Source organism: Streptomyces sp. NPDC058145, assembly GCF_042884245.1.
In the GTDB taxonomy this organism is placed as follows: domain Bacteria; phylum Actinomycetota; class Actinomycetes; order Streptomycetales; family Streptomycetaceae; genus Streptomyces.
The window spans coordinates 56,506-77,767 of sequence record NZ_JBHVUH010000002.1 but is presented as its reverse complement, the minus strand read 5'-3'; the positions used below and the strand labels follow the sequence as shown (position 1 = coordinate 77,767).

Below are 21,262 nucleotides of genomic sequence, written 5' to 3'. Positions count from 1 at the left end.
GTGACCCGGCCCGTCAGCCCCGGCCGCGCCGCTTCCCGTGCCGCCGGGGCCTTCCGTGTTTCCCGCCCTCGGCGGGTCCGCCGTGCCCGCCGCCGTCCGGCGGCTCCGGACCGGCCCCGCGCCCGTCCCTTGCCCGTACATGCCGCGCCGCGTACGGATCGGCCGGGGCACCGGAGGGCGCCTCCCGCTCCAGCTCGCGCCGGGCGGCCAGCAGGTCCCTGCGCGCCTCCTCGCTCACCTCGGGGTAGCGGGGGTCGATGTCCATCAGGGTGTGCGCGAGGACGGCCGCCGTGCAGATCCGCGCGAACCACTTGCGGTCCGCCGGTACGACGTACCAGGGGGCCCAGGCGGTGCTGGTGGCCGAGAGCATCGCGGAGAACGCCCGCTGGTACTCGTCCCAGTGACGCCGTTCGCGCACGTCGGCCGCGGAGAACTTCCAGTTCTTCTCCGGCAGGTCGATGCGTTTCAGGAAGCGGGTGCGCTGCTCCTCCTTGGAGAGGTTCAGGAAGATCTTGACCACCTTGAACCCGCTGTCGGTCAGGTGGCGCTCCCACTCGTTGATCTCGCGGTAGCGCCGCTCCCAGACGTCCGGTCCGCGCGCTTCCCCGGGCAGCTTCTGCCGTACGAGGTTCTCCGGGTGCACCCGGACGACCAGGACCTCCTCGTAGTGGGAGCGGTTGAAGATGGCGATCTCACCCCGCTCGGGGAGCCGCCGGGTGTAGCGCCACAGGTAGTCGTGGGCCAGTTCCTCGTCCGAGGGCACCTTGAAGCTGCTGACGCGTACGCCCTGGGGATTGACGCCGCTCATCACGTGCCGGATCGTGCCGTCCTTGCCGCCGGCGTCGAGCGCCTGGAGGCACAGAAGGACGCCGTAGGTGTCCTGGGCGGCCAGCCGCTGCTGGTACTCGGCCAGCAGGGCCACCCCGGTACGCAGCAGTTCCTCGGCCTCGCGTTTGCGCAGGCCCGCCCGGTAGCCGGGGTCGAAGTCCCGGCCCAGGTCCACCCGCGTACCCGGTGCCACCCGAAGCGGCTCGATGAATTCCGCGATGCGTGCGGCCGGCTCGTCGGACACCACCGGCTCCTCTCCCCGGATCGGGCCCGCCCCCGCTCATTCTCGGCTCGCCCGCACAAGATCGCCCCTCGGATCCGGCCCGCCGCATCCGGACAGAAGGTGTCCGCAAGGCCGGTTAGCGTGCCTCCATGACGAAGAGCAGCACGGCCACCGCTCCGCTCCTGGAGACCCGCGCCCTCAACCGCGCCACCCTGGACCGGCAGCTCCTGCTGCGCCGTTCCCCGCTGTCCGCCGAGGACGCCCTACGGCACCTCCTCGGCCTGCAGGCACAGAACACGGAGCCGCCGTACTACGCCCTCGCCGCCCGGCTCGAGGGGTTCACGCCGGAGCGGCTGTCCCGGCTCATGGCGGACCGCGCGGCCGTCCGCATCGTCACCCTGCGCTCCACCATCCACACCCACACCGCCGACGACTGCCTGACCCTGCGGCCGCTGGTCCAGGCGGCCCGGGAGCGGGAGCTGACGAACTTCCGCACCGGCCTGGCCGGCGTCGACCTCGGCCGGCTGGCCGCCGTCGCCCGTGACCTGGTGGAGGCGGAGCCGCGGACCATGGCCCAGCTCCGCGAGGCGCTGAGCGCCGAGTGGCCGGACGCGGACCCGGGGTCCCTCGCCGTCGCCGCCCGCTGCACCCTGCCGCTGGTCCAGGTGACCCCGCGCGGACTGTGGGGCCGGGCCGGCCGGGTCGCCCTCACCACCGCCGAGCACTGGCTGGGCCGCCCCGCCGAACCGGCCCCGGCGCCGGAGACCGTGATCCCGCGTTACCTCGCCGCCTTCGGTCCCGCCTCCGTCAAGGACATGCAGACCTGGGCCGGACTCACCCGGCTGCGGGGCGCCTTCGAGCGGCTGCGGCCGCGGCTGGTCACCTTCCGCGACGCCGCCGGAGTCGAACTGTTCGACCTGCCCGACGCGCCCCGTCCCGACCCGGACACCCCGGCCCCGCCCCGCTTCCTGCCCGAGTACGACAACCTCCTGCTCTCCCACGCCGACCGCGGCCGCGTCATACCCCCCGAGTACCGGGGCCGCGCCCGGCGCGGCAACCAGGCCTACCGCACCCTCCTGGTCGACGGCTTCCTGGCCGGCGTGTGGAAGCCCGACGGCACCACGCTCGTTGTCGAGCCGTTCGGAGAGCTGTCGAAGGGCCGGCGCGAGGAGATCGCCGAGGAGGGCGCCCGCATGCTGGCCGCGCTGCACCCAGGGCAGCCCTACGACATCCGGTTCGGCACCGTCGTACCGCGCTGAGCACCTCGCGTGTCTGTACAAGTGGCCGAAGCGGACGGGGACATGGATGGGGGGGCGTTGCGGGCCGCTCGTGGTGGCTCGCAACGCCCCCCCGGCATCTACCCGAGAGCTGCTCGGGTGGTCCTCGGGGCTATGAATCGACCTGCGCGGTCACGAGGTCCGAGAAGGTGGTCAGCCGGGTGTACACACCCGGGTAACCAGCCTCCGCGCAACCCTCGCCCCAGGAAGTGATCCCTGCCAGGACGCCCCCGATCAACAGGGGACCGCCGCTGTCGCCCTGGCAGGTGTCTACGCCACCGGATGTGTATCCGGCGCAAACCATGTCGGACTTGACGTAGTCCGAACCGTAGGAGCTCCCGCAGCCGGCGTCCGACACGACCGGAACGGTCGCGGTCCGCAACTGGTTGGAGGAGCTTCCGCTCTCCGAGGTGGTGCCCCAGCCGAGGATGCGGGCCGTGGTACCGGCCGCGTACACGCTGGTCTGGGAGGAGGAGACGTACGACGCCTTCGTGTACGGCATCGACGTCGACAGGGTCAGCACGGCCACGTCGTCGCCGTTGGTGGCGTCGGTGTAGTCCGGGTCGATCCAGATCTTGCTGACCTTGCTGACCGTGCCGTTGGTGCCGTTCAGATAGGTCCGGCCGCCGACCACACGGACGCTGCCGGTCGTCTCACCGACCATGCAGTGCGCCGCCGTCACCACCTTCTTGGCGGCCACCAGGGTGCCGCCGCAGAACTGGCTGCCGGACGCGTCCGTGATCTGCATCACGAACGGGTACGCCGTCGTGGTGGTGGTCGTTCCCCCGACGATGGGCTGAGGAGCGTCGGCCGCGGCAGGGGAGGCGATGAGCGCGGTGGCCGCGGCGGCGGCCGTCGCCATGAGCGTGGCGGTGGTCCTTCTGGCACGTCTGAGACCGAACATGCGTCTCCTCGGGTTTGCCGGTGGGGGGTTCGCACGGGCGTGGGGGCGGTGCACGTAGGTAGGGGAACCCCCTGCTCGGGCGAGACCGAGCGGCTGGGGGAGGGACCGACCCCGTGTGCCCGGGCGAGCGGCACGCCCTTTACGCTAGGACCAGGGTCCCTCGGCTCCCAATGAGGGAACCCCCTAGGGGGTTGGGTGAGGGAAAACCCTCGGTCCGGCTCAGTTAACTAGCGCCTCGCTCACCGCGCTCGGCGAGCCGCCGCCAATCGGACGATGTCGACGCGCGAGCGGATCCCCAGCTTGCGGTACACGCGGGTCAGCGTGGCCTCGACCGTCTTCACACTGACGAACAGCCGGGACGCGATCTCCCGGTTGGTGGCCCCCTCCATGACGAGCGCGGCGACCTGACGCTCCATCGAGGCCAGACCGTCCAGTGCGTCCAGCGGGTCCCGGGCGGGCGGCGCGGGCTCCGGCTGCGGGGCGCGCAGGGCATCGTCCACCTGGCTCAGCCACGGCAGCGCCCGGCAGCGCCGGAACAGCCGCACGGCCTCGTCGTACGCCGCCCTCCGCTTGGCCGGGTTCTCCGCCTGCCGCGCGCGCAGCCGGGCCAGCGCGAACGCCGCCCGGGCCTCGTCCAGGCCGTTGCCGAGCTTGCCGAGCCGGGCCTGAGCGGACGTCAGCTGGGCGATGGCGGTCTCGTGGTCGCCGCGGGCGGCCCGGGCCAGCGCCTCCGCCCGGTCCAGGACGGCGACGACACTCTCCCGGCCCAGCCTGACGGCGTGTTCCCGGGCCCCGTCGATGACCTGCTGCGCCTGGCCGTGCTCTCCGGCGAGCACCAGCGCCTCCGCCAGGTCGCCGTGCCAGCGGCCGCGCGCCGGGTCGGTGATGCCGAGCCCCAGCTCCAGCTCCCGCACCCGGCCCAGCGACTCCACGGCGGCCCGCGGCTCCCCGGCGACGAACTGGGCGTAACCGAGGGCGGCCAGGGCGCGGGAGAGGTACATCTGGTCACCGTCCTCCTCGGCGTGCCCGACCGCCTCGCGGGCCAGCTCCAGCGCCCGCTCGGTGTCACCGCCGGACGCCTCGGCGAGCGAGGCCAGCATCGCGGACGCGCTCTCGCCGATGCCCGCGTCCCGGGCCAGCCGCAGGCTCTCCCGAGACAGGTCGAGGGCCCGACCGCAGTGGCCGGCGCGCAGCTCGGTCTCGGCGCACATGCGCAGGTAGTGCACCTCGCTCTCGACCATGCCGCGCCGCCGGACCTCGCGCAGCAGCGCGGTGATGGTGGCCCGGGCCTCGGTGAGCCGGTCGCTCATCAGCAGCCAGCGGTAGCGGGCGTAGCCGACGCCGTTGTGGTGGCAGGCGACGTACGGGTCCTGCGGCTCCTCCAGGGCCCGCGCGGTGGTGGCGGCGGCGTCCGGATGGCCCATCAGGGTCTCGGTGGACGCCTGGAAGGCGCGTGCCATCAGCTCGGTGCGCCGGTCGCCGGCCCGCGCGGCCAGCTCGGCGGCGTGCGCGGCCTCCTGGCGGGCCTCGGTGAAGTCGCCCTGGACGACCAGGGCGCGCCAGGCGAGCTGGTAGCGGACCAGGGCGAGCAGCCTGGGGTCGTCACCGGCGTCGGCCAGCGCCTGCGGGAAGACGGCGTCCACGTCGCCGAGCGCCTGTCCGGCCGACTCGATGACCACCATCCACGCCCGCACCCGTTCGGCGGGCAGGGCGGCCCGGGACAGCACCTCGCGCGCGATGTCCCGGGCCAGGTCGGCCTCGCCGGCCGTGATGGCGTCCTCGGCGGCCCGCAGCCGCCGCTCGTCCGGGCCGGGTTCGCCGGCCGCCGGGGTGTGCCGGGCGGCGAGCAGTCCGAGCGAGGCGGCCACCGACGGCGCCCCGCGGTCCCGCGCCAGCGCGGCGGCCTCGGCGAGCCGGTCGGCCACGTCCGGGTCGGTGCCGGTGGTGGCCAGGGCCAGATGCCGGGCCCGTTCGATCGGGTCGGAGGCCGCGGTCGACAGCGCCGCGTGCACCGCGCGCCGCTCCTGCGCGGGTGCCTCCGCGTACAGCGCGGCGGAGATCAGCGGGTGCGCGAACCGTACGGCCGGGTCATCGGTCTCGGTGGCCAGCAGCCCGAGTTCGGCGGCCTGGGCGCACTCGGCCTCGGCGTGCTCCCGGCCGGCCGCGTGCAGCAGGGCGAGGGTGGGGCGGGCGCCGGCGCTGGCCAGCAGCAGGGTGCGGCGGGCCTCCACCGACAGCAGGTCGAGACGGCTGAGCACCAGGGCGCGCAGCGAGGTGGGCACCGGCAGCGGCTCGCCCGGCCGGGGCGGGGCCGGGTTCTCGGCCAGGACGCGGCCCAGCTCCAGCGCGAACAGCGGGTTGCCGCCGCTGGTGCGGTGCACCTCCCGGACGGTGGAGCGGGGCAGGCCGTCGTAGCCGCGGTGGTTCAGCAGCGTGGTCAGCTCGGTGCGGGAGAGCGGGCCAAGGCGCACCGAGAGGGTGCCCGGCGGGCAGGCGCGCAGATGGCGGTCGTAGGCCTCGTCCTCGGTGCGCACCGCGCACAGCATCTGCACGGGCGTGTCACCGAGCCGGCGGGCGGCGAAGCCGAGCAGTTCGGCGCTGGCCGGATCCAGCCACTGCAGATCGTCGGCGACTATCAGTACGGGGCCCCGGTCGGCGAGCGCCCGGAGCGCGGAGAGCACCGCGAGGCGCAGGGCGAGGCCGTCGCGCTGGAGGCTGGACTCGCCGCGGCCGGTGAGCGCCGACTCCAGGGCCGTGAGCTGGGCGGCGGGCAGCCGGGGGGCGACCTCCTCGAGGGCCAGGCCGAGGAGGTCGGCGAGGGCCAGGAACGGAAGGTGGGATTCGGACTCGGTCGCCGAGCAGCGCAGGACCCGGCGCGCGGTGGCGCCGTATTCCTCGGCCAATGCCCGCAGGACCGTCGATTTCCCTATTCCGGCGGGGCCGTGGAGCAGCACGCTGCCACCGGAGTCGAGTTGGCCCCGGGCGCTTCCGAACAGCTCTTCGCGGCCGATGACCAGGTCGGGACGGCATCGAACCGACTCCTGGAAGTCCCGTCGCACGGTCACCGCTCCCCTCCTGTGTCGTGTCCGGGCCAAATTCTAGGCAACAATCCTTGAAATTCGGACGGAAGCCGTGGTGAGGGAAATAACAAACGGTCAAGCGCAGGAAAAAATTCGCGGCATGGTCACAACAATGTGCAGGCTTCCTTACGGGCCTCACCGTCCGGCCGGTCGCTACGGCAGGAGCCCCGCCCGGCGTGCCGCGGTCACCGCCTCCCCCCGGGTGTGCGCGCCCAGTTTCCGCATCGCCGAGCGCAGATAGCCCTTCACCGTCTCCGGGCGCAGACCCAGCCGCTCGGCCACGGCCGCGTTGGTCGCGCCCGCCGCCACCCAGGACAGCACGTCCAGCTCCCGCGGCGCCAGGCTCGCGCCGCCGGCCGGGCGGGGCGCGGCCAGCAGCCCGCAGGCCGCCAGCAGCTCGGCGCGCAGTTCCGGGTCGGCGATACGCGGCGCCAGCGCGCGCAGCGCCGCGTGCGCCTCGCGCATCTGCTCCTGGCCGGTTTCCGCCCCCGGGTACGCCCCGGCGGGCTCGGTCCGGGCCGCCGCGAGCAGCCCCCGCGCCTCCTCCCGCACCACCAGCGACTGCTCCACGTCCCGCGCCGCCGCCACCGCCGCGCCCAGCGTGCGGTCGCCGAGCGGCTGGGCCGAGCGCAGCGCGCCGTACAGCACCCCGCGTACCCGGCGCCGCACCACGACCGGCACCGCGAGCACCGAGTGGATGCCCTCGGCGGCCACCGGCACGTCGTACTCGTGGCTGATCTGCCGGGAACCGGCGTAGTCCGTCACCGCGCACGGACGGGCCAGCGCCACCGCCCTGCCGCCGAGCCCGTTGCCGGAGGTCACCGCCAGGGACCTGAGGGCAGCGGTGTGGGTGCCGCTCAGTTCGCTGATCCGGATCTGCGGCCGGCCGGCCTCGACCAGCCCGCCGAAGGCGACCGGGAGCCCCGTGGTGTGCCGCAGTCGCACCAGCGCACCGCGGATCTCCATCGTCGCCACGGCCTCTGCTGCCACCTCATCGCTCCTTCGGTGCGGCTCACCGTGGACCCACCCCCGTTCGGGGGTAGTGAGACCTGCATCACGGATTAGACGATGCCAGAGAGCCGCCCGGCAATGGTCCGGATTCTAGGAGGACACCGATGACGACGGCGACCGAGGTCTTCAGGACCGCGCGGGACTTCCTGCTGGAGCACCGCGAGGACTACACCCGCGCCTACGAGGGCTTCGTCTGGCCGCGGCCCGAGCACTTCAACTGGGCGCTGGACTGGTTCGACGTGATCGCCGAGGGCAACGACCGGACGGCGCTGCACATCATCGAGGAGGACGGCACCGAGACCAGGCTGTCCTTCGCCGAGATGGCCGAGCGCTCCAACCGGGTCGCCGCCCATCTCCGCGCCCGGGGCGTCGGCGCCGAGGACCGCATCCTCGTCATGCTGGGCAACCAGGCCGAGCTGTGGGAGACCGCGCTGGCCGCGATGAAGCTGCGCGCGGTGGTCATCCCGGCCACCCCGCTGCTCGGCACCGCCGACCTGCGCGACCGGGTGGAGCGCGGCCGGGTGAAGCACGTGCTGGTACGGGCCGAGGACACCGCCAAGTTCGCCGACGTGCCCGGCACCTACACCCGGATCGCGGTCGGCGGCCTGCCGGAGGAGGGCTGGGAGCCGTACGAGGACGCGTACGCCGCCTCCGCCGACTTCGTCCCCGACGGCCCCACCCTGGCCGACGACCCGCTGATGCTGTACTTCACCTCCGGGACGACCGCCCGCCCCAAGCTGGTCGAGCACACCCACACCTCGTACCCCATCGGGCACCTGGCCACCATGTACTGGATCGGCCTCAAGCCCGGCGACGTGCACCTCAACATCTCCTCGCCCGGCTGGGCCAAGCACGCCTGGTCCAACCTGTTCGCCCCGTGGAACGCGGAGGCGACGGTCTTCATCCACAACTACACGCGCTTCGACCCCGCCCGCCTGATGGCCGAGATGGACCGGCACGACGTCACCACCTTCTGCGCGCCGCCGACCGTGTGGCGGATGCTCATCCAGGCCGACCTGTCCCAGCTCGCCACCCCGCCGCGCGAGGTGGTCGCCGCGGGCGAGCCGCTCAACCCGGAGGTCATCGAGCAGGTCCGGCGGGCCTGGGGCATCACCATCCGGGACGGCTTCGGGCAGACCGAGACGGCCGTGCAGGTCTCCAACAGCCCCGGGCAGACGCTGAAGACCGGCTCCATGGGCCGGCCCAGCCCCGGCTACCGGGTGGAACTGCTCGACCCGGTCTCCGGCGCCCCCGGCGCCGACGAGGGCGAGATCGCCCTCGACCTGTCCGAGCGTCCCGTCGGCCTGATGACCGGCTACCACGGCGACCCCGACCGCACGGCGGAGGCGATGGCGGGCGGCTACTACCGCACCGGCGACGTCGCGTCCCGTGACGCGGAGGGGTATCTGACCTACATCGGCCGCAGCGACGACGTCTTCAAGGCCTCGGACTACAAGATCAGCCCGTTCGAGCTGGAGAGCGCGCTGCTGGAGCACGAGGCCGTCGCCGAGGCGGCCGTCGTGCCCGCCCCCGACGAACTGCGGCTCTCCGTGCCCAAGGCGTACGTCGTCCTCGCCGAGGGCTGGCAGCCCGGCCCCGACACGGCCAAGGTGCTCTTCGAGCACTCCCGCCAGGTGCTGGCCCCTTACAAGCGCGTCCGCAGGCTGGAGTTCGGCACGCTGCCCAAGACCGTCTCCGGCAAGATCCGCCGCATCGAGCTGCGCGAGGCCACGGCCGCCGGCTCCGACCACGAGTACCGCGAGGAGGACTTCCGGTGACCTCGGAACTGTCGTACACGCACGGAACCGGCCCCACCGCCCTGCTCGGCGACACCATCGGCGCCAACCTCGACCGCGCCGTGGCCGCCTGGCCCGGACGCGAGGCCCTGGTCGACGTGCCGTCCGGGCGGCGCTGGACCTACGCCGAGTTCGCCGCTGACGTCGACCGGTTGGCGTGCGCGCTGCTCGCGAGCGGAGTCGCCAAGGGCGACCGGGTCGGCATCTGGGCGGTCAACTGCGCCGAGTGGGTGCTCGTGCAGTACGCCACCGCGCGCGTCGGCGCCGTCATGGTCAACATCAACCCGGCCTACCGCACGCACGAGGTCGAGTACGTCCTCGGCCAGGCGGGGATCTCCCTGCTGTTCGCCACCGTCCGGCACAGGTCGAGCGACTACCGGGCGATGGTGGAGGAGGTCCGGGTCCGCTGCCCGCGGCTGACGGAGACCGTCTACATCGGCGATCCGGGCTGGGATGCGTTCACCGAGCGCGGGTCCGCCGTCCGACGGGATGAACTACGGGCGCGCGAGGCCGAGTTGTCCTGCGACGACCCGATCAACATCCAGTACACCTCGGGCACCACGGGCTTCCCGAAGGGCGCCACGCTCTCCCACCACAACATCCTGAACAACGGCTATTTCGTGGGCGAACTGGTCGCCTACACCGAGCAGGACCGGATCTGCATCCCGGTCCCCTTCTACCACTGCTTCGGCATGGTCATGGGGAATCTGGCCGCCACCTCCCACGGGGCCTGCATGGTCGTCCCGGCGCCGTCCTTCGACCCGGAGGCGACGCTGGAGGCCGTCCAGCGGGAGCGCTGCACCTCGCTGTACGGCGTCCCGACCATGTTCATCGCGGAGCTGAACCTGCCCGGCTTCGCCGCGTACGACCTCTCCTCCCTGCGCACCGGCATCATGGCGGGCTCACCCTGCCCGGTGGAGGTGATGAAACGGGTGGTCGCCGAGATGCACATGGCGGAGGTCTCCATCTGCTACGGCATGACCGAGACCTCCCCGGTCTCCCTGCAGACCCGCGTCGAGGACGACCTGGAGCACCGCACCGGAACCGTCGGCCGGGTCCTGCCGCACCTGGAGGTCAAGGTCGTCGACCCGGTCTCCGGGGTCACCCAACCGCGCGGCACGGCGGGGGAGTTGTGCACCCGCGGCTACAGCGTGATGCTCGGCTACTGGGACGAGCCCGAGAAGACCGCCGAGGCCGTCGACGCGGGCCGCTGGATGCACACCGGCGATCTGGCGGTGATGCGTGAGGACGGGTACGTCGAGATCGTCGGCCGCATCAAGGACGTGATCATCCGCGGCGGCGAGAACATCTACCCGCGAGAGATCGAGGAGTTCCTCTACGCCCACCCCGGGATCCGGGACGTCCAGGTCGTCGGCGTACCGCACGAGAAGTACGGGGAGGAGGTCCTGGCCTGCGTCATCCCCCTGGATCCCGCCGCCCCGCTCACCCTGGAGGACCTGCGCGCCTTCTGCCGCGACCGGCTCGCCCACTACAAGATCCCCAGCCGGCTGCGGATCCTGGAGACCTTCCCGATGACGGTCTCGGGCAAGGTGCGCAAGGTGGAGCTGCGGCAGACGTACGGGGCCTGACAGCGAGAAGTCCGGCGGTTCAGGCCGTGCCCTGTGCGGCGAGGAGCCGGCCGGGGCCGTTCACCGGCATGGCCGTCCCCCCGTGGTCGAGGGCGAACAGGGGGACGGCCAGGGCGTCGGCCTGCACGCGGGCCGCCTCGGTGTAGCCGGCGACGGAGAAGTAGACACAGTTCGCGGACTCCGTCATGGCCGTCAGCCAGAGGCACTCCACGTCCCGCGACGAGGCCGGGCGCGCCGCCGGATCGACCCGCACGACAAGACCGGGCGCGGCCAGGCCGATGCCGGACGGCGGGCGCTGCTCGGCGCGCCGGATGTCCCGGTGGCCGAGCCGGCGCAGACACAGCACGGCGGCGGTGACCGCGTCCCGCGCGGAGGCGACGGCGGCGGAACGCGCCGGAGTACGGTGGCCGGGGCCCGGTGACGGGGCTCCGGCCACCGGTATGCGCAGCACCGTGCCGCACGGGCAGCCCAGTTCCGGGTGCGGCCACTGGTTGCGGCGGCCGCAGGCCGTGCAGCGCACGGTGACCCAGTCCTCGTCCCAGGCGCGGTGGGCGAGCAGGGCCGGTCCGGCGGCCGCGTCCAGCCGCGGGGCGCTGGGGGCGCCGCAGGCGCAGGGATACGGGGGCGCGGTGTAGACGTGCTCGCGCCGGCAGGCCGGACAGTGCAGCGGAACGCTCTCGGGCATGGCCCATCCATCTTCAGGCGTCGCGTCGGGGCAGCGTCCCCATCGTCCTCCATCCCGGTCCGCCTGTCCGGCTCTTGGCGCCTCTGCCCGGCTCGGCTCCCGGTGACTCCCGGGCGGTCTTGACGGCATTCGGCACCCCCCTTACATTGCTTCCAGATAGTAGAAGTTGACTTCCGCGATACGGAAAGAGTATCCGGGAGGCAGTCCGATGACTCTGGAGACAGTGCTCACCGCGGGGCGCGACGGGAGTACGCATCCGACAGCCGAAGCAGGAGTACTCGATGGCCCGAATGACCGCTGCCCGTGCGGCAGTTGAGATTCTCAAGCGTGAGGGCGTCACCGACGCCTTCGGTGTGCCCGGCGCGGCGATCAACCCGTTCTACAAGGCGCTGAAGGAGGGCGGCGGCATCCACCACACGCTCGCCCGGCACGTCGAGGGCGCCTCGCACATGGCCGAGGGCTACACCCGCGCCCGCCCCGGCAACATCGGTGTCTGCGTCGGCACCTCCGGGCCGGCCGGCACCGACATGATCACCGGCCTGTACTCGGCCATCGGCGACTCCGTCCCGATCCTGTGCATCACGGGCCAGGCGCCCACCGGCGTGCTGCACAAGGAGGACTTCCAGGCCGTCGACATCGCCTCCATCGCCCGGCCGGTGACGAAGATGGCGGTCACCGTCATGGCGGCCGCACAGGTCCCCGGCGTCTTCCAGCAGGCCTTCCACCTGATGCGCTCCGGCCGGCCCGGCCCGGTCCTGATCGACCTGCCGATCGACGTGCAGCAGACGGAGATCGAGTTCGACCCGGAGACATACGCGCCGCTGCCGGTCCACCGGCCCGTCGCGACCCGCGCCCAGATCGAGAAGGCGCTGTCCTTCCTGCTCGCCGCCGAACGCCCGGTCATCGTCGCCGGCGGTGGTGTCATCGGCGCCGACGCCTGCGACCTGCTGACCGAGTTCGCCGAGCTGACCCGGACCCCGGTCATCCCGACCCTGATGGGCTGGGGCGCGCTGCCCGACGACCACGAGCTGAACGCCGGCATGGTCGGCGTGCAGACCTCGCACCGCTACGGCAACGCCACCTTCCTGGAGTCGGACTTCGTCCTCGGCATCGGCAACCGCTGGGCCAACCGCCACACCGGCTACAAGCTCGACACCTACCGCCGGGGCCGCAAGTTCGTCCACGTCGACATCGAGCCCACCCAGATCGGCCGGATCTTCCCGCCGGACTACGGGGTCGTCTCCGACGCCGGGGCCGCGCTGGAGCTGTTCGTCGAGGCCGCCCGGGAGCTGAAGGCGGCGGGCAGGCTGCCCGACCGCGCCGGCTGGGTCGCCTCCACCCGGGAGCGCAAGGCCACCCTGCTGCGCCGTACGCACTTCGACGACGTGCCGATGAAGCCGCAGCGCGTGTACGAGGAGATGAACCGGGCGTTCGGCCCGGAGACCCGGTACGTCACCACCATCGGCCTCTCCCAGATCGCGGGCGCGCAGATGCTGCACGTCTACAAGCCGCGCCACTGGATCAACTGCGGTCAGGCCGGCCCGCTCGGCTGGACCATCCCGGCCGCGATCGGCGTCGCCAAGGCCGACCCGGACTCCCCGGTCGTCGCCCTCTCCGGCGACTACGACTTCCAGTTCCTCATCGAGGAGCTGGCGGTCGCCGCGCAGCACCGCATCCCCTACGTGCACGTCCTGGTGAACAACGCCTACCTGGGCCTGATCCGGCAGGCGCAGCTCGGGCTCGACATCGACTTCCAGGTCAACCTGGAGTTCGAGAACATCAACACTCCGGAGATCGGCGTCTACGGCGTCGACCACGTCAAGGTCGCCGAGGGCCTGGGGTGCAAGGCGATCCGGGTCACCGAGCCGGACCAGCTCGGCCCCGCCTTCGAGCAGGCCAGGAAGCTGGCCGCCGAGTACCGGGTGCCGGTCGTCGTCGAGGCGATCCTGGAGCGGGTCACCAACATCTCGATGAGCCGGACCATGGACATCAGCGACATCACCGAGTTCGAGGACCTCGCCACCGAGCCCGGCCACGCGCCGACGGCGATCAGTCCGCTGAAGGTCTGAGCCGCGAGCCCCGAGGGGCGGCCCGTCCGGGAGGGACGGGCCGCCCCTTCGGCACGCGGTACGGGCCCCCGCGCTCAGTCGAACCCGCCGCCCCCGCAGCCACCACCGAAGTCATGGCCGCCGTGGAAGCCGTCGTGGTGGTGGCCGCCGTGGGCCCCGCCACCGCTGTCGTCCGCGTCCCGGCCGCCGTCGTGCCCGTGGAAGGTGATGCCGCGGATGCCGCTGCCCCGGCCGAAGGGGAACAGGCCCTCGTCCGCGAGGGCGCCGCGGCCGGTGAGCCCGGAGTCGCGGGCGAAGCGGGGCAGCAGCGCGGTCAGGGCGCGCTCGCCGTGCAACGCGACGGCGAGCAGCACCTCCTGCTCCGCCGGGCCGCCCCGGCCGGCCGGGCCGTCGGGAAGCGGATGGCGCTCGCGCAGCTCGGCCAGGAGCCGGCGGGCGGCGCGGGTGCGGCCAGCCGGCAGCGCTCGCAGCAGTCCGGCCGCCACGAGCTCGGCCCGCATCCTGGCGAGCGCGCGCCGGACCACCGCCCGGCCGGGCAACTCCCGTGGACCGGCGGGCCGGTAGAGGCCGGTACGGACCGCCTTCTCCAGGGGGTGGCGGAAGGTCCCGGCGTCCCCGGTGCCGGTCCTGCGCAGTGTTCCCGGCCGGCCCGCGTCGACCGTGCCGCGCAGATGCAGGGCGAGCACGGCGACGGTCACGGCGGCCCGGTCGCCACCCCGCAGCAGGGCGATCACGCACGGGTCCGGCATCGGCGTCGTACGGTCCATGGGCACCCCCGTGCGGGGCCCGCCGCCCCCGTGCCGGCGGGCCCCGTGTGCCGATAATGTGCCCGACCGCGACGGCCGCCAGAAGCCTCTACGCCGTTGTTCAGAGCTTGATTTGAGGTTTGCGTAGGCCGGGTACGGCCACTGCCGTACCCGGCGCCGCTACCACTCGTGCTCGGAGAGGCCGGGCCAGTCCTCCGGCCCGCCGCCCTGCCAGTCGATGAGGTCGCTCTCCTCGACCTCGATCCGGTCCAGGTCGGCCAGCCGCAGGATCTCCACCACGTCGTCCAGGTGGGAGGCGAGCCCCAGGGTCACGTCCCCCTCGGTGACCCGCCGGGAGCCGTCCAGGGCCGGGGCGTGGACCACGATGTGCGGATACTGCGTCGGATTTCCCATGGGTTCAGCGTCCTGCGGGCGCGTCGAATACGCACGCGGGAGCCCGGAGCCCGGAGCCCGGAGCCCGGAGCCCGGAGCCCGGAGCCCGGGCCAGGAGCACGAGGAGCCGGGGCAGCGCGATGAGCGCCCCCCGAAGCAGGGAGCGCTCGTCGTGTCGTGTGGTGGCCGTCCGACGGCGCGAGGCTGGGCGCGACAGGACGTTCGCGCCGCCGGACGGCTGACGGGGGGGCCTCTGCGCGAGGCCGTGACTGGAGGACCGCGGCGGCCGCGACGGAGCCGGGAACCTTTCCCTCTGGTCGAGAAGGGGACCCGTGTCCTTCACCACCGCACTGGCTCGCACACCGCCGCGGTCCTCGCTCTGCCCGCCGTACCGAGAGGTCACCCCTCATCCGGACCGCTCGGTCGCGGGTCGTGTGCGTCCGGGTTCCGGCCTCCCCGCCGGGTCCCGGACGCGGTCCTCGGGACTTCAGTCCTCGCGCAGCGCGCGGACCGCCTCCTCCACGCGCCTGCCGTATTCGGGGTCGGCGGCGTGGAAGTGGGCCAGGTTCTTCTCGATCACGTCGTCGCGGGAGACCTGCGAGAGCCCGCCGGCGATGTTCGCGACCAGCCGCTGCCTCTCCTCCTCGGACAGCAGCCGGTACAGCTCGCCGGCCTGGAAGAAGTCGTCGTCCTTGGTGTGCGTCGGAGCCTCGTGGGTGCCGGTGTACCCGGACACGGCCAGCGGCGCCGACAGCGGGCGGCCGGTCTCCACCGGGCCGTCGTAGGAGTTCGGCTCGTAGTTCTTCGCGTGCCTGCCCTGGGCGTTGACCGCCATGAGGCCGTCGCGGCCGTGGTTCCGTGCGGTCGTCGCCTTCGGCGCGTTGACCGCGAGCAGGGTGTGGTTGACGCCCAGGCGGTAGCGGTGCGCGTCGGCGTAGGCGAACAGCCGGCCCTGGAGCATCTTGTCGGGCGACGGGCCGATGCCCGGCACGAAGTTGTTCGGGGAGAACGCGGCCTGCTCCACCTCGGCGAACACGTTGTCCGGGTTGCGGTCCAGCACCAGGCGGCCCACCCGTCGCAGCGGGTGGTCGGCGTGCGGCCACACCTTCGTCAGGTCGAACGGGTTGAAGCGGTAGTCCGCCGCCTCGGCCGCGGGCATGATCTGGACGTACAGGGTCCAGGACGGGTGCACGCCCCGCTCGATGGCCTGCAGCAGGTCCGTCTGGTGGGAGCTGGGGTCCTTGCCCGCGATCTCGGCGGCCTGCTCGCCGCTCAGCGAGCGGACGCCCTGGTTCGTCTTGAAGTGGTACTTGACGAAGAAGGCCTCGCCCTCGGCGTTCGTCCACTGGTAGGTGTGCGAGCCGTAGCCGTTCATGTGCCGGTACGACGCCGGGATGCCGCGGTCGCCCATCAGCCAGGTGACCTGGTGCGTGGCCTCGGGGGAGTGGGCCCAGAAGTCCCAGACGTTGTCGGGCTCCTGCCGGCCCGTGAACGGGTCCCGCTTCTGCGAGTGGATGAAGTCAGGGAACTTGATCGGGTCCTTCACGAAGAACACCGGGGTGTTGTTGCCGACGAGATCGTAGTTGCCCTCGGCGGTGTAGAACTTCACGGCGAAGCCGCGCGGGTCGCGGACGGCGTCGGCGCCGCCGAGGGAGTCGGCGACCGTGGAGAAGCGGGCGAACACCTCCGTGCGCCGGCCGATCTCGCTCAGGAAGTCGGCGTGGGTGAAGCCGGTGACGTCGTCCGTCACCTCGAAGTGGCCGTACGCGCCGGAGCCACGGGCGTGCACCACCCGCTCCGGGATCCGCTCGCGGTTGAAGCGCGCGAGCTTCTCCAGGAGGTGCTGGTCCTGGAGCAGCAGGGGGCCGCCGACGCCGGCGGAGGTGGAGTTCTGGTTGTCCGCGACCGGGGCGCCGGACTCCGTGGTGAGTGTTCGCGTCGTGAGCACGCGCTTCGACATCGTGGACCTTCCGTGCGGGAGTCAGCGGAAACCTGTTTCCGCTTCGTGGAGCCTAGAAGTGGTGGAACGAGGCGTCAACAGTTTGTTGAAGCAGGTTCCGGGCCGCGGTGCCGCCTGGGCGCGACAGGACAGGTGTCGGCGGCGCCGCGGCCCGGAAGTCGAGGGGCCGGTCAGACCTGGGTGCCGGAGAGGCGCTCCACGGCCCGCAGGAGGGCCGAGTGGTCCAGGCCGCCGTCGCCCTGGGCGCGTAGTGACGCGACCAGTTGGGCGACCACGGCGCCGACCGGCAGGGCGGCCCTGACGTTGCGGGCGGCGTCGGTGACGATGCCCATGTCCTTGTGGTGCAGGTCGATCCGGAAGCCCGGCGTGAAGTCGCGGTCGAGGAAGTTGTCCTTCTTGCGCGTCAGCACGGTGGAGCCCGCGAGGCCGCCGTTCAGGACGTCCAGCGCGGCCTTCAGATCCACGCCCGACTTCTCCAGGAACACCACCGCCTCGGCGCAGGCCTGGATGTTCACCGCCACGATCAGCTGGTTGGCGGCCTTCACGGTCTGACCCGAGCCGTGCGGGCCGCACAGCACGATGGTCCTGCCCAGCGCCTCGAAGAGGGGCCTGGCCTTGTCGAAGTCGGCCTGCTCGCCGCCGACCATGATCGACAGCACCGCCTCGACGGCGCCGGCCTCACCGCCGGACACCGGGGCGTCGAGGACACGGATGCCCTTGCCCGCGGCGGCCTTCGCGAGGTCGACGGAGGTCTGCGGGGTGATCGAGGACATGTCGATCAGCAGCGCGCCGGGCCTGACGTTCTCCAGGATGCCGTCGGGGCCGTAGGCGATGGCCTCGACCTGCGGGGAGGCCGGCACCATCGTGATCACCACGTCGGCGTCCCGCACCGCCTCGGCGATCGAGCCGGCCGCGGAGCCGCCGGCGGCTTCCAGGCGGTCCAGCTTCTCCCGCTCCAGGGTGAAGCCCGTGACGTCGTAACCCGCCTTGACCAGGTTCTCGGACATGGGGGAGCCCATGATGCCGAGGCCGATCCAGGCGATCTTGGGAAGGTTGCTCATGACAGGGTGCCTTTCGGTACAGGGGTCAGCGGGGCAGCCAGTCGAAGGCCTCGGCGCTCGGGCGGTCGCCCGGCTTGTACTCCAGGCCGACCCAGCCGTCGTAGCCCGCCTTCCTCAGCCGGTCGAGGAGGTCTTCGAGGGGCAGCGATCCGGTGCCGGGCGCACCGCGTCCCGGGTTGTCGGCGATCTGCACATGGCCGGTCCTCGCGGCGTACCGCTCGATCACCGCCGGCAGGTCCTCGCCGTTCATGGCCAGGTGGTACAGGTCCATGAGCAACCTGGCGTTGCCGAGCCCGGTCGCCTCGTTCACCCGGTCGACCACCTCCACGGCGGCCGCCGCCGACACCAGCGGGTACAGCGGCGACTCGGGCTTGTTCAGCGCCTCGACCAGCAGCACCGCGCCGATCCGGTCGGCCGCCCGGGCCGCGAGGACGAGGTTCTCCAGGGCGAGCGCGTCCTGCTCGGCCGGGTCCACCCCCTCGACGCGGTTGCCGTACAGGGCGTTGAGCGCCGTGCAGCCCAGGGACGCGGCGAAACCGGCGGCCACGTCGATGTTGGCGCGGAACCGCTCCGACTCCGCGCCGGGCACCGACAGGGCCCCGCGGTCCGGGCCCGGCAGTCGCCCGGCGTAGAGGTTCAGCCCCGTGAGCCGGACGCCCGCGTCCTCGATCGCCCGCTTCAGGGCGTCGAGCTCGGACGGTTCCGGGACGGGGGAGTCGACCCAGGGCCACCACAGCTCGACCGCCGTGAAGCCCGCCGCGGCGGCGGCCGCGGGGCGCTCCAGGAGCGGGAGTTCCGTGAAGAGGATCGACAGGTTGACGTTGAAGCGCTGGTCTGCGAATCCCACGGGGGCGGCGCTCCCTTCCTGTAATTCCATAATGTGGAAGTTTGTTTCTGTCTAACGGAAGACTGCCTGTGGGTCTCGTGGCTTGTCAAGGGGGTCGTACGCCGGTCCTCGACCGGACCTGCCCAGGAGTCGCGGCCGCGGGTTAGGTTGAGCGCGTGCGATTGAGAGTGGAGTTCACGACCGAGCCCTTCGACCTCGAGGAGGCGCCCGCGCACGCTCTGGCGGCTCGCGAGGTCATCGAGGCGGCCGAGCTGGACGCCGTGGACGTCGGCCCGTTCGGCAACACGGCCGAGGGCGGTGCGGACAGCGTGCTGACGGCCGTGGACGCGCTGCTGCGCAAGTCCCTCCAGGCCGGTGCCACCCGGATCACGCTGCAGGTCAACGTGGTCGGGGAGGACGGGAAGTGACCGGCGCCGGGGACGAGTCCTTCATCGCGGCCGTGAAGCCGCTGGTCGACGCCATGGGTGGGGATCTGCTCCCGCCCGACGAGGCCGGCCCCGACGACGTCGTGCTCTCCTGGGAGGGTGCCGACGTGATGGCCGTGCGCCTGCCCCAGCTCGCCGACTCCCTGGACCACATCCTCGCCGCCATGGAGCGCAGGAGGGGGATGCCCCTGGCCGACCTGGACCGCAAGGCCAAGCAGGAGGTCGTGCGCGTACTGGAGGCGCGGGGCGCCTTCTCCGTCCGGCACGGCGTGGAGACCGTGGCGGGCGCGCTCGGCGTGAGCCGCTTCACCGTCTACAACTACCTCAACCGCGAGAAGGAGGGCTGAGGGCCGCTCGGGATGCAACCCGGAATTTTCAACAAAGTGTTGACGTCGTGTTTCGGAGGGCGTTAGCTACAGGGCAGCCCGTTCAGCACGAAGGCCGTTTCCGGCCACGGAGGCTCCCGTGACTACGACTTCCACGCCCCCGGGCCTGGCCCGGTTCAACGTCCTGGAGGAGCGAGCGGCCCTCGCCGCCCTCCACGAGGCGTGCGCCTCCACCGAGTGGGCCCGGCTGCTGCTGGCCGGCCGGCCATACGCCACCGTGGCGGACCTCCACGCGGCCAGTGACGCCGCGACGGCCGGGCTGAGCGCCGCGGACCTGGCGGAGGCGATGGCCGGGCACCCGCCGATCGGCCGCCCCGCGCCGGGCGATCCGACCTCCGCGCGGGAGCAGCGCGGCATGGCCGGCGCCGCCGCGGAACTCAAGGCCGAGATGCTCGAACTCAACCTGGCCTACCAGGAGAGGTTCGGCCATGTCTTCCTCATCTGCGCCACCGGCCGCAGCGCGGAGCAGATGCGGGACGCGGCCAGGGAACGGATCGGCAACTCGCCCGAACGGGAGAGGGAGATCGTCCGCACCGAGCTGGGGAAGATCAACCGCATCCGACTGGCCCGACTCGTCGAAGAGGACGCCTGACACCATGAGCACCAGCACCACCGCTTCCGTGTCCACGCACATCCTGGACACCTCCGCCGGCCGCCCCGCCGAGGGCGTCGCCGTCCGGCTCGCCGCCCGCCCGGGCCGGGACGCGGACTGGCAGGCGCTCGGCGGCTCCGCGACCGACGCCGACGGCCGGTGCAAGGACCTGCCGGCGCTGCCGGAGGGCACCACCCAGGTACGGCTCGACTTCGCGGTGGAGCCGTACTTCGAGAAGAAGCAAGCCGATGCGCAGCAGGACGCCCCCGCGAACCGGGACAGCGGGCCCGCGGTGTTCTTTCCGGAGGTGGCGATCACGTTCGCCGTCGTGCCGGGCGAGCACTACCACGTACCGCTGCTGCTCAACCCGTTCGGCTACTCCGTTTACCGAGGGAGCTAGCTCATGCCCACCATCCTGGGACAGAACCAGTACGGCAAGGCCGAGAACCGGGTCGTAAAGATCACGCGGGACGGTGCCACCCACCACATCAAGGACCTGAACGTCTCCGTCGCCCTGAGCGGCGACATGGAGGAGGTCCACTACTCCGGCTCCAACGCCAACGTCCTGCCGACCGACACCACCAAGAACACGGTGTTCGCGTTCGCCAAGGAGCACGGCATCGAGTCGGCCGAGCAGTTCGGTATCCACCTCGCCCGCCACTTCGTCACCTCGCAGCCGGCCATCCACCGCGCCCGCATCCGCATCGAGGAGTACGCCTGGGAGCGGATCGAGACCTCCGACGCCAACTCGAAGTTCATCGGCGCGGACGAGGTCAAGCACTCGTTCGTGCGCAAGGGCCAGGAGACCCGGCTGGCCCAGATCACCTATGACGGCTCGTCGTGGGAGGTCGTCTCGGGCCTGAAGGACCTGACCGTGATGAACTCGACCAACTCCGAGTTCTGGGGTTACGTCAAGGACAAGTACACCACCCTGCGGGAGGCGCACGACCGCATCCTGGCCACCTCGGTGTCCGGCCGCTGGCGCTTCAACTGGACCGACGACGGGCAGCGGATGCCCAACTGGGAGAAGTCCTACGAGCAGGTGCGCAAGCACATGCTCCAGGCCTTCGCCGAGACGTACTCCCTCTCCCTGCAGCAGACGCTCTACCAGATGGGCGCGCGCATCATCGACAACCGCGCCGAGATAGACGAGGTCCGCTTCTCGCTGCCCAACAGCCACCACTTCCTCGTGGACCTCGAGCCCTTCGGGCTGAAGAACGACAACGAGGTCTACTTCGCCGCCGACCGGCCCTACGGCCTGATCGAGGCGACCGTCCTGCGGGACGGCTGCGAGCCGCGCATCCCGGTGGACCTCACCAACCTCTAGCCAATTCACTCTCTCGGCACCCGTGACCGGGGAACCCATGTCCCCGGTCACGGCACTCAAATC

The 21,262-nt window shown here is 72.2% G+C and carries 18 protein-coding genes and 1 pseudogene; 9 read left to right on the top strand and 10 right to left on the bottom strand.

The window, feature by feature from the left end:
* Positions 1-13 precede the first annotated feature (13 nt).
* Positions 14-1,072 (bottom strand): polyphosphate kinase 2 family protein, encoded by a 1,059-nt coding sequence (locus tag ACFVVO_RS04560; RefSeq protein ID WP_390051694.1) that lies wholly within the window; start codon positions 1,070-1,072, stop codon positions 14-16.
* Positions 1,073-1,200: 128 nt separating this feature from the next.
* Between ACFVVO_RS04560 and ACFVVO_RS04555 the strand changes: the two genes are divergently transcribed.
* A complete protein-coding gene (locus ACFVVO_RS04555) occupies positions 1,201-2,310 on the top strand; it encodes a winged helix DNA-binding domain-containing protein (protein WP_390051693.1) in 1,110 nt (369 codons plus the stop codon).
* A gap of 130 nt (positions 2,311-2,440) precedes the next feature.
* On the opposite strand, the gene ACFVVO_RS04550 is transcribed toward ACFVVO_RS04555, so the two are convergent.
* The 3 genes from ACFVVO_RS04550 to ACFVVO_RS04540 all read right to left on the bottom strand — a co-directional run bounded on the left by ACFVVO_RS04550 (position 2,441) and on the right by ACFVVO_RS04540 (position 7,374).
* Positions 2,441-3,232 carry a S1 family peptidase gene (locus ACFVVO_RS04550; protein ID WP_390051692.1) on the bottom strand — a complete coding sequence of 264 codons (792 nt, stop codon included), beginning with the start codon at positions 3,230-3,232 and terminating at the stop codon, positions 2,441-2,443.
* A gap of 239 nt (positions 3,233-3,471) precedes the next feature.
* Positions 3,472-6,297 carry a helix-turn-helix transcriptional regulator gene (locus ACFVVO_RS04545; protein WP_390051690.1) on the bottom strand — a complete coding sequence of 942 codons (2,826 nt, stop codon included), beginning with the start codon at positions 6,295-6,297 and terminating at the stop codon, positions 3,472-3,474.
* Between the two features lie 168 nt (positions 6,298-6,465).
* Entirely contained in the window at positions 6,466-7,374 is a 909-nt protein-coding gene (locus ACFVVO_RS04540) for a response regulator transcription factor (RefSeq protein WP_390052332.1), read from the bottom strand.
* 53 nt (positions 7,375-7,427) lie between these two features.
* On the opposite strand from ACFVVO_RS04540, the gene ACFVVO_RS04535 reads away from it, so the two are divergent.
* Positions 7,428-9,101 (top strand): AMP-binding protein, encoded by a 1,674-nt coding sequence (locus ACFVVO_RS04535; RefSeq protein WP_390051688.1) that lies wholly within the window; start codon positions 7,428-7,430, stop codon positions 9,099-9,101.
* Positions 9,098-10,708, top strand: a complete 1,611-nt coding sequence (locus ACFVVO_RS04530; protein WP_390051687.1) for an AMP-binding protein — start codon at positions 9,098-9,100, stop codon at positions 10,706-10,708. Before ACFVVO_RS04535 ends, ACFVVO_RS04530 begins: the two co-directional genes overlap by 4 nt.
* 19 nt (positions 10,709-10,727) lie before the next feature.
* On the opposite strand, the gene ACFVVO_RS04525 is transcribed toward ACFVVO_RS04530, so the two are convergent.
* A complete protein-coding gene (locus ACFVVO_RS04525) occupies positions 10,728-11,393 on the bottom strand; it encodes a hypothetical protein (RefSeq protein ID WP_390051686.1) in 666 nt (221 codons plus the stop codon).
* A 281-nt stretch (positions 11,394-11,674) separates the two neighbouring features.
* On the opposite strand from ACFVVO_RS04525, the gene gcl reads away from it, so the two are divergent.
* Positions 11,675-13,462, top strand: a complete 1,788-nt coding sequence (gcl, locus tag ACFVVO_RS04520) for a glyoxylate carboligase (RefSeq protein ID WP_390051684.1) — start codon at positions 11,675-11,677, stop codon at positions 13,460-13,462.
* A gap of 74 nt (positions 13,463-13,536) precedes the next feature.
* Here gcl and ACFVVO_RS04515 read toward each other — a convergent pair.
* From ACFVVO_RS04515 to ACFVVO_RS04495, 5 genes and pseudogenes are all read right to left on the bottom strand, one after another.
* A pseudogene (locus ACFVVO_RS04515) lies at positions 13,537-14,262 on the bottom strand (hypothetical protein); the annotation flags it as partial.
* A gap of 126 nt (positions 14,263-14,388) precedes the next feature.
* Positions 14,389-14,622 (bottom strand): hypothetical protein, encoded by a 234-nt coding sequence (locus tag ACFVVO_RS04510; RefSeq protein WP_390051683.1) that lies wholly within the window; start codon positions 14,620-14,622, stop codon positions 14,389-14,391.
* A gap of 466 nt (positions 14,623-15,088) precedes the next feature.
* Complete coding sequence (locus tag ACFVVO_RS04505; protein ID WP_390051681.1) at positions 15,089-16,561, bottom strand: catalase; 1,473 nt, start codon at positions 16,559-16,561, stop codon at positions 15,089-15,091.
* Positions 16,562-16,731: 170 nt separating this feature from the next.
* On the bottom strand, positions 16,732-17,622 hold the full coding sequence (locus ACFVVO_RS04500; RefSeq protein WP_390051679.1) for a 2-hydroxy-3-oxopropionate reductase: 891 nt from the start codon (positions 17,620-17,622) through the stop codon (positions 16,732-16,734).
* A 25-nt stretch (positions 17,623-17,647) separates the two neighbouring features.
* Complete coding sequence (locus tag ACFVVO_RS04495; RefSeq protein ID WP_390051677.1) at positions 17,648-18,469, bottom strand: TIM barrel protein; 822 nt, start codon at positions 18,467-18,469, stop codon at positions 17,648-17,650.
* A gap of 155 nt (positions 18,470-18,624) precedes the next feature.
* Here ACFVVO_RS04495 and ACFVVO_RS04490 point away from each other — a divergent pair, with 155 nt between their 5' ends.
* The 5 genes from ACFVVO_RS04490 to pucL all read left to right on the top strand — a co-directional run bounded on the left by ACFVVO_RS04490 (position 18,625) and on the right by pucL (position 21,199).
* A complete protein-coding gene (locus ACFVVO_RS04490) occupies positions 18,625-18,876 on the top strand; it encodes a hypothetical protein (RefSeq protein ID WP_390051675.1) in 252 nt (83 codons plus the stop codon).
* Complete coding sequence (locus ACFVVO_RS04485; RefSeq protein WP_390051673.1) at positions 18,873-19,241, top strand: helix-turn-helix domain-containing protein; 369 nt, start codon at positions 18,873-18,875, stop codon at positions 19,239-19,241. The genes ACFVVO_RS04490 and ACFVVO_RS04485 overlap by 4 nt, the downstream gene beginning before the upstream one ends.
* Positions 19,242-19,359: 118 nt before the next feature.
* On the top strand, positions 19,360-19,872 hold the full coding sequence (gene uraD, locus ACFVVO_RS04480) for a 2-oxo-4-hydroxy-4-carboxy-5-ureidoimidazoline decarboxylase (protein ID WP_390051671.1): 513 nt from the start codon (positions 19,360-19,362) through the stop codon (positions 19,870-19,872).
* 4 nt (positions 19,873-19,876) lie between these two features.
* Positions 19,877-20,272 (top strand): hydroxyisourate hydrolase, encoded by a 396-nt coding sequence (gene uraH, locus ACFVVO_RS04475; protein ID WP_390051670.1) that lies wholly within the window; start codon positions 19,877-19,879, stop codon positions 20,270-20,272.
* A 3-nt stretch (positions 20,273-20,275) separates the two neighbouring features.
* Positions 20,276-21,199, top strand: a complete 924-nt coding sequence (gene pucL, locus ACFVVO_RS04470; RefSeq protein ID WP_390051668.1) for a factor-independent urate hydroxylase — start codon at positions 20,276-20,278, stop codon at positions 21,197-21,199.
* Positions 21,200-21,262: the final 63 nt, after the last annotated feature.

Coding starts and splice junctions, on each gene's coding strand:
- pucL (WP_390051668.1), top strand. CDS start 20,276: ATGCCCACCATCCTGGGACAGAACCAGTACGGCAAGGCCGAGAACCGG.
- ACFVVO_RS04505 (WP_390051681.1), bottom strand. CDS start 16,561: ATGTCGAAGCGCGTGCTCACGACGCGAACACTCACCACGGAGTCCGGC.
- gcl (WP_390051684.1), top strand. CDS start 11,675: ATGGCCCGAATGACCGCTGCCCGTGCGGCAGTTGAGATTCTCAAGCGT.
- ACFVVO_RS04550 (WP_390051692.1), bottom strand. CDS start 3,232: ATGTTCGGTCTCAGACGTGCCAGAAGGACCACCGCCACGCTCATGGCG.
- uraH (WP_390051670.1), top strand. CDS start 19,877: ATGAGCACCAGCACCACCGCTTCCGTGTCCACGCACATCCTGGACACC.
- ACFVVO_RS04510 (WP_390051683.1), bottom strand. CDS start 14,622: ATGGGAAATCCGACGCAGTATCCGCACATCGTGGTCCACGCCCCGGCC.
- ACFVVO_RS04555 (WP_390051693.1), top strand. CDS start 1,201: ATGACGAAGAGCAGCACGGCCACCGCTCCGCTCCTGGAGACCCGCGCC.
- ACFVVO_RS04525 (WP_390051686.1), bottom strand. CDS start 11,393: ATGCCCGAGAGCGTTCCGCTGCACTGTCCGGCCTGCCGGCGCGAGCAC.
- ACFVVO_RS04535 (WP_390051688.1), top strand. CDS start 7,428: ATGACGACGGCGACCGAGGTCTTCAGGACCGCGCGGGACTTCCTGCTG.
- ACFVVO_RS04500 (WP_390051679.1), bottom strand. CDS start 17,622: ATGAGCAACCTTCCCAAGATCGCCTGGATCGGCCTCGGCATCATGGGC.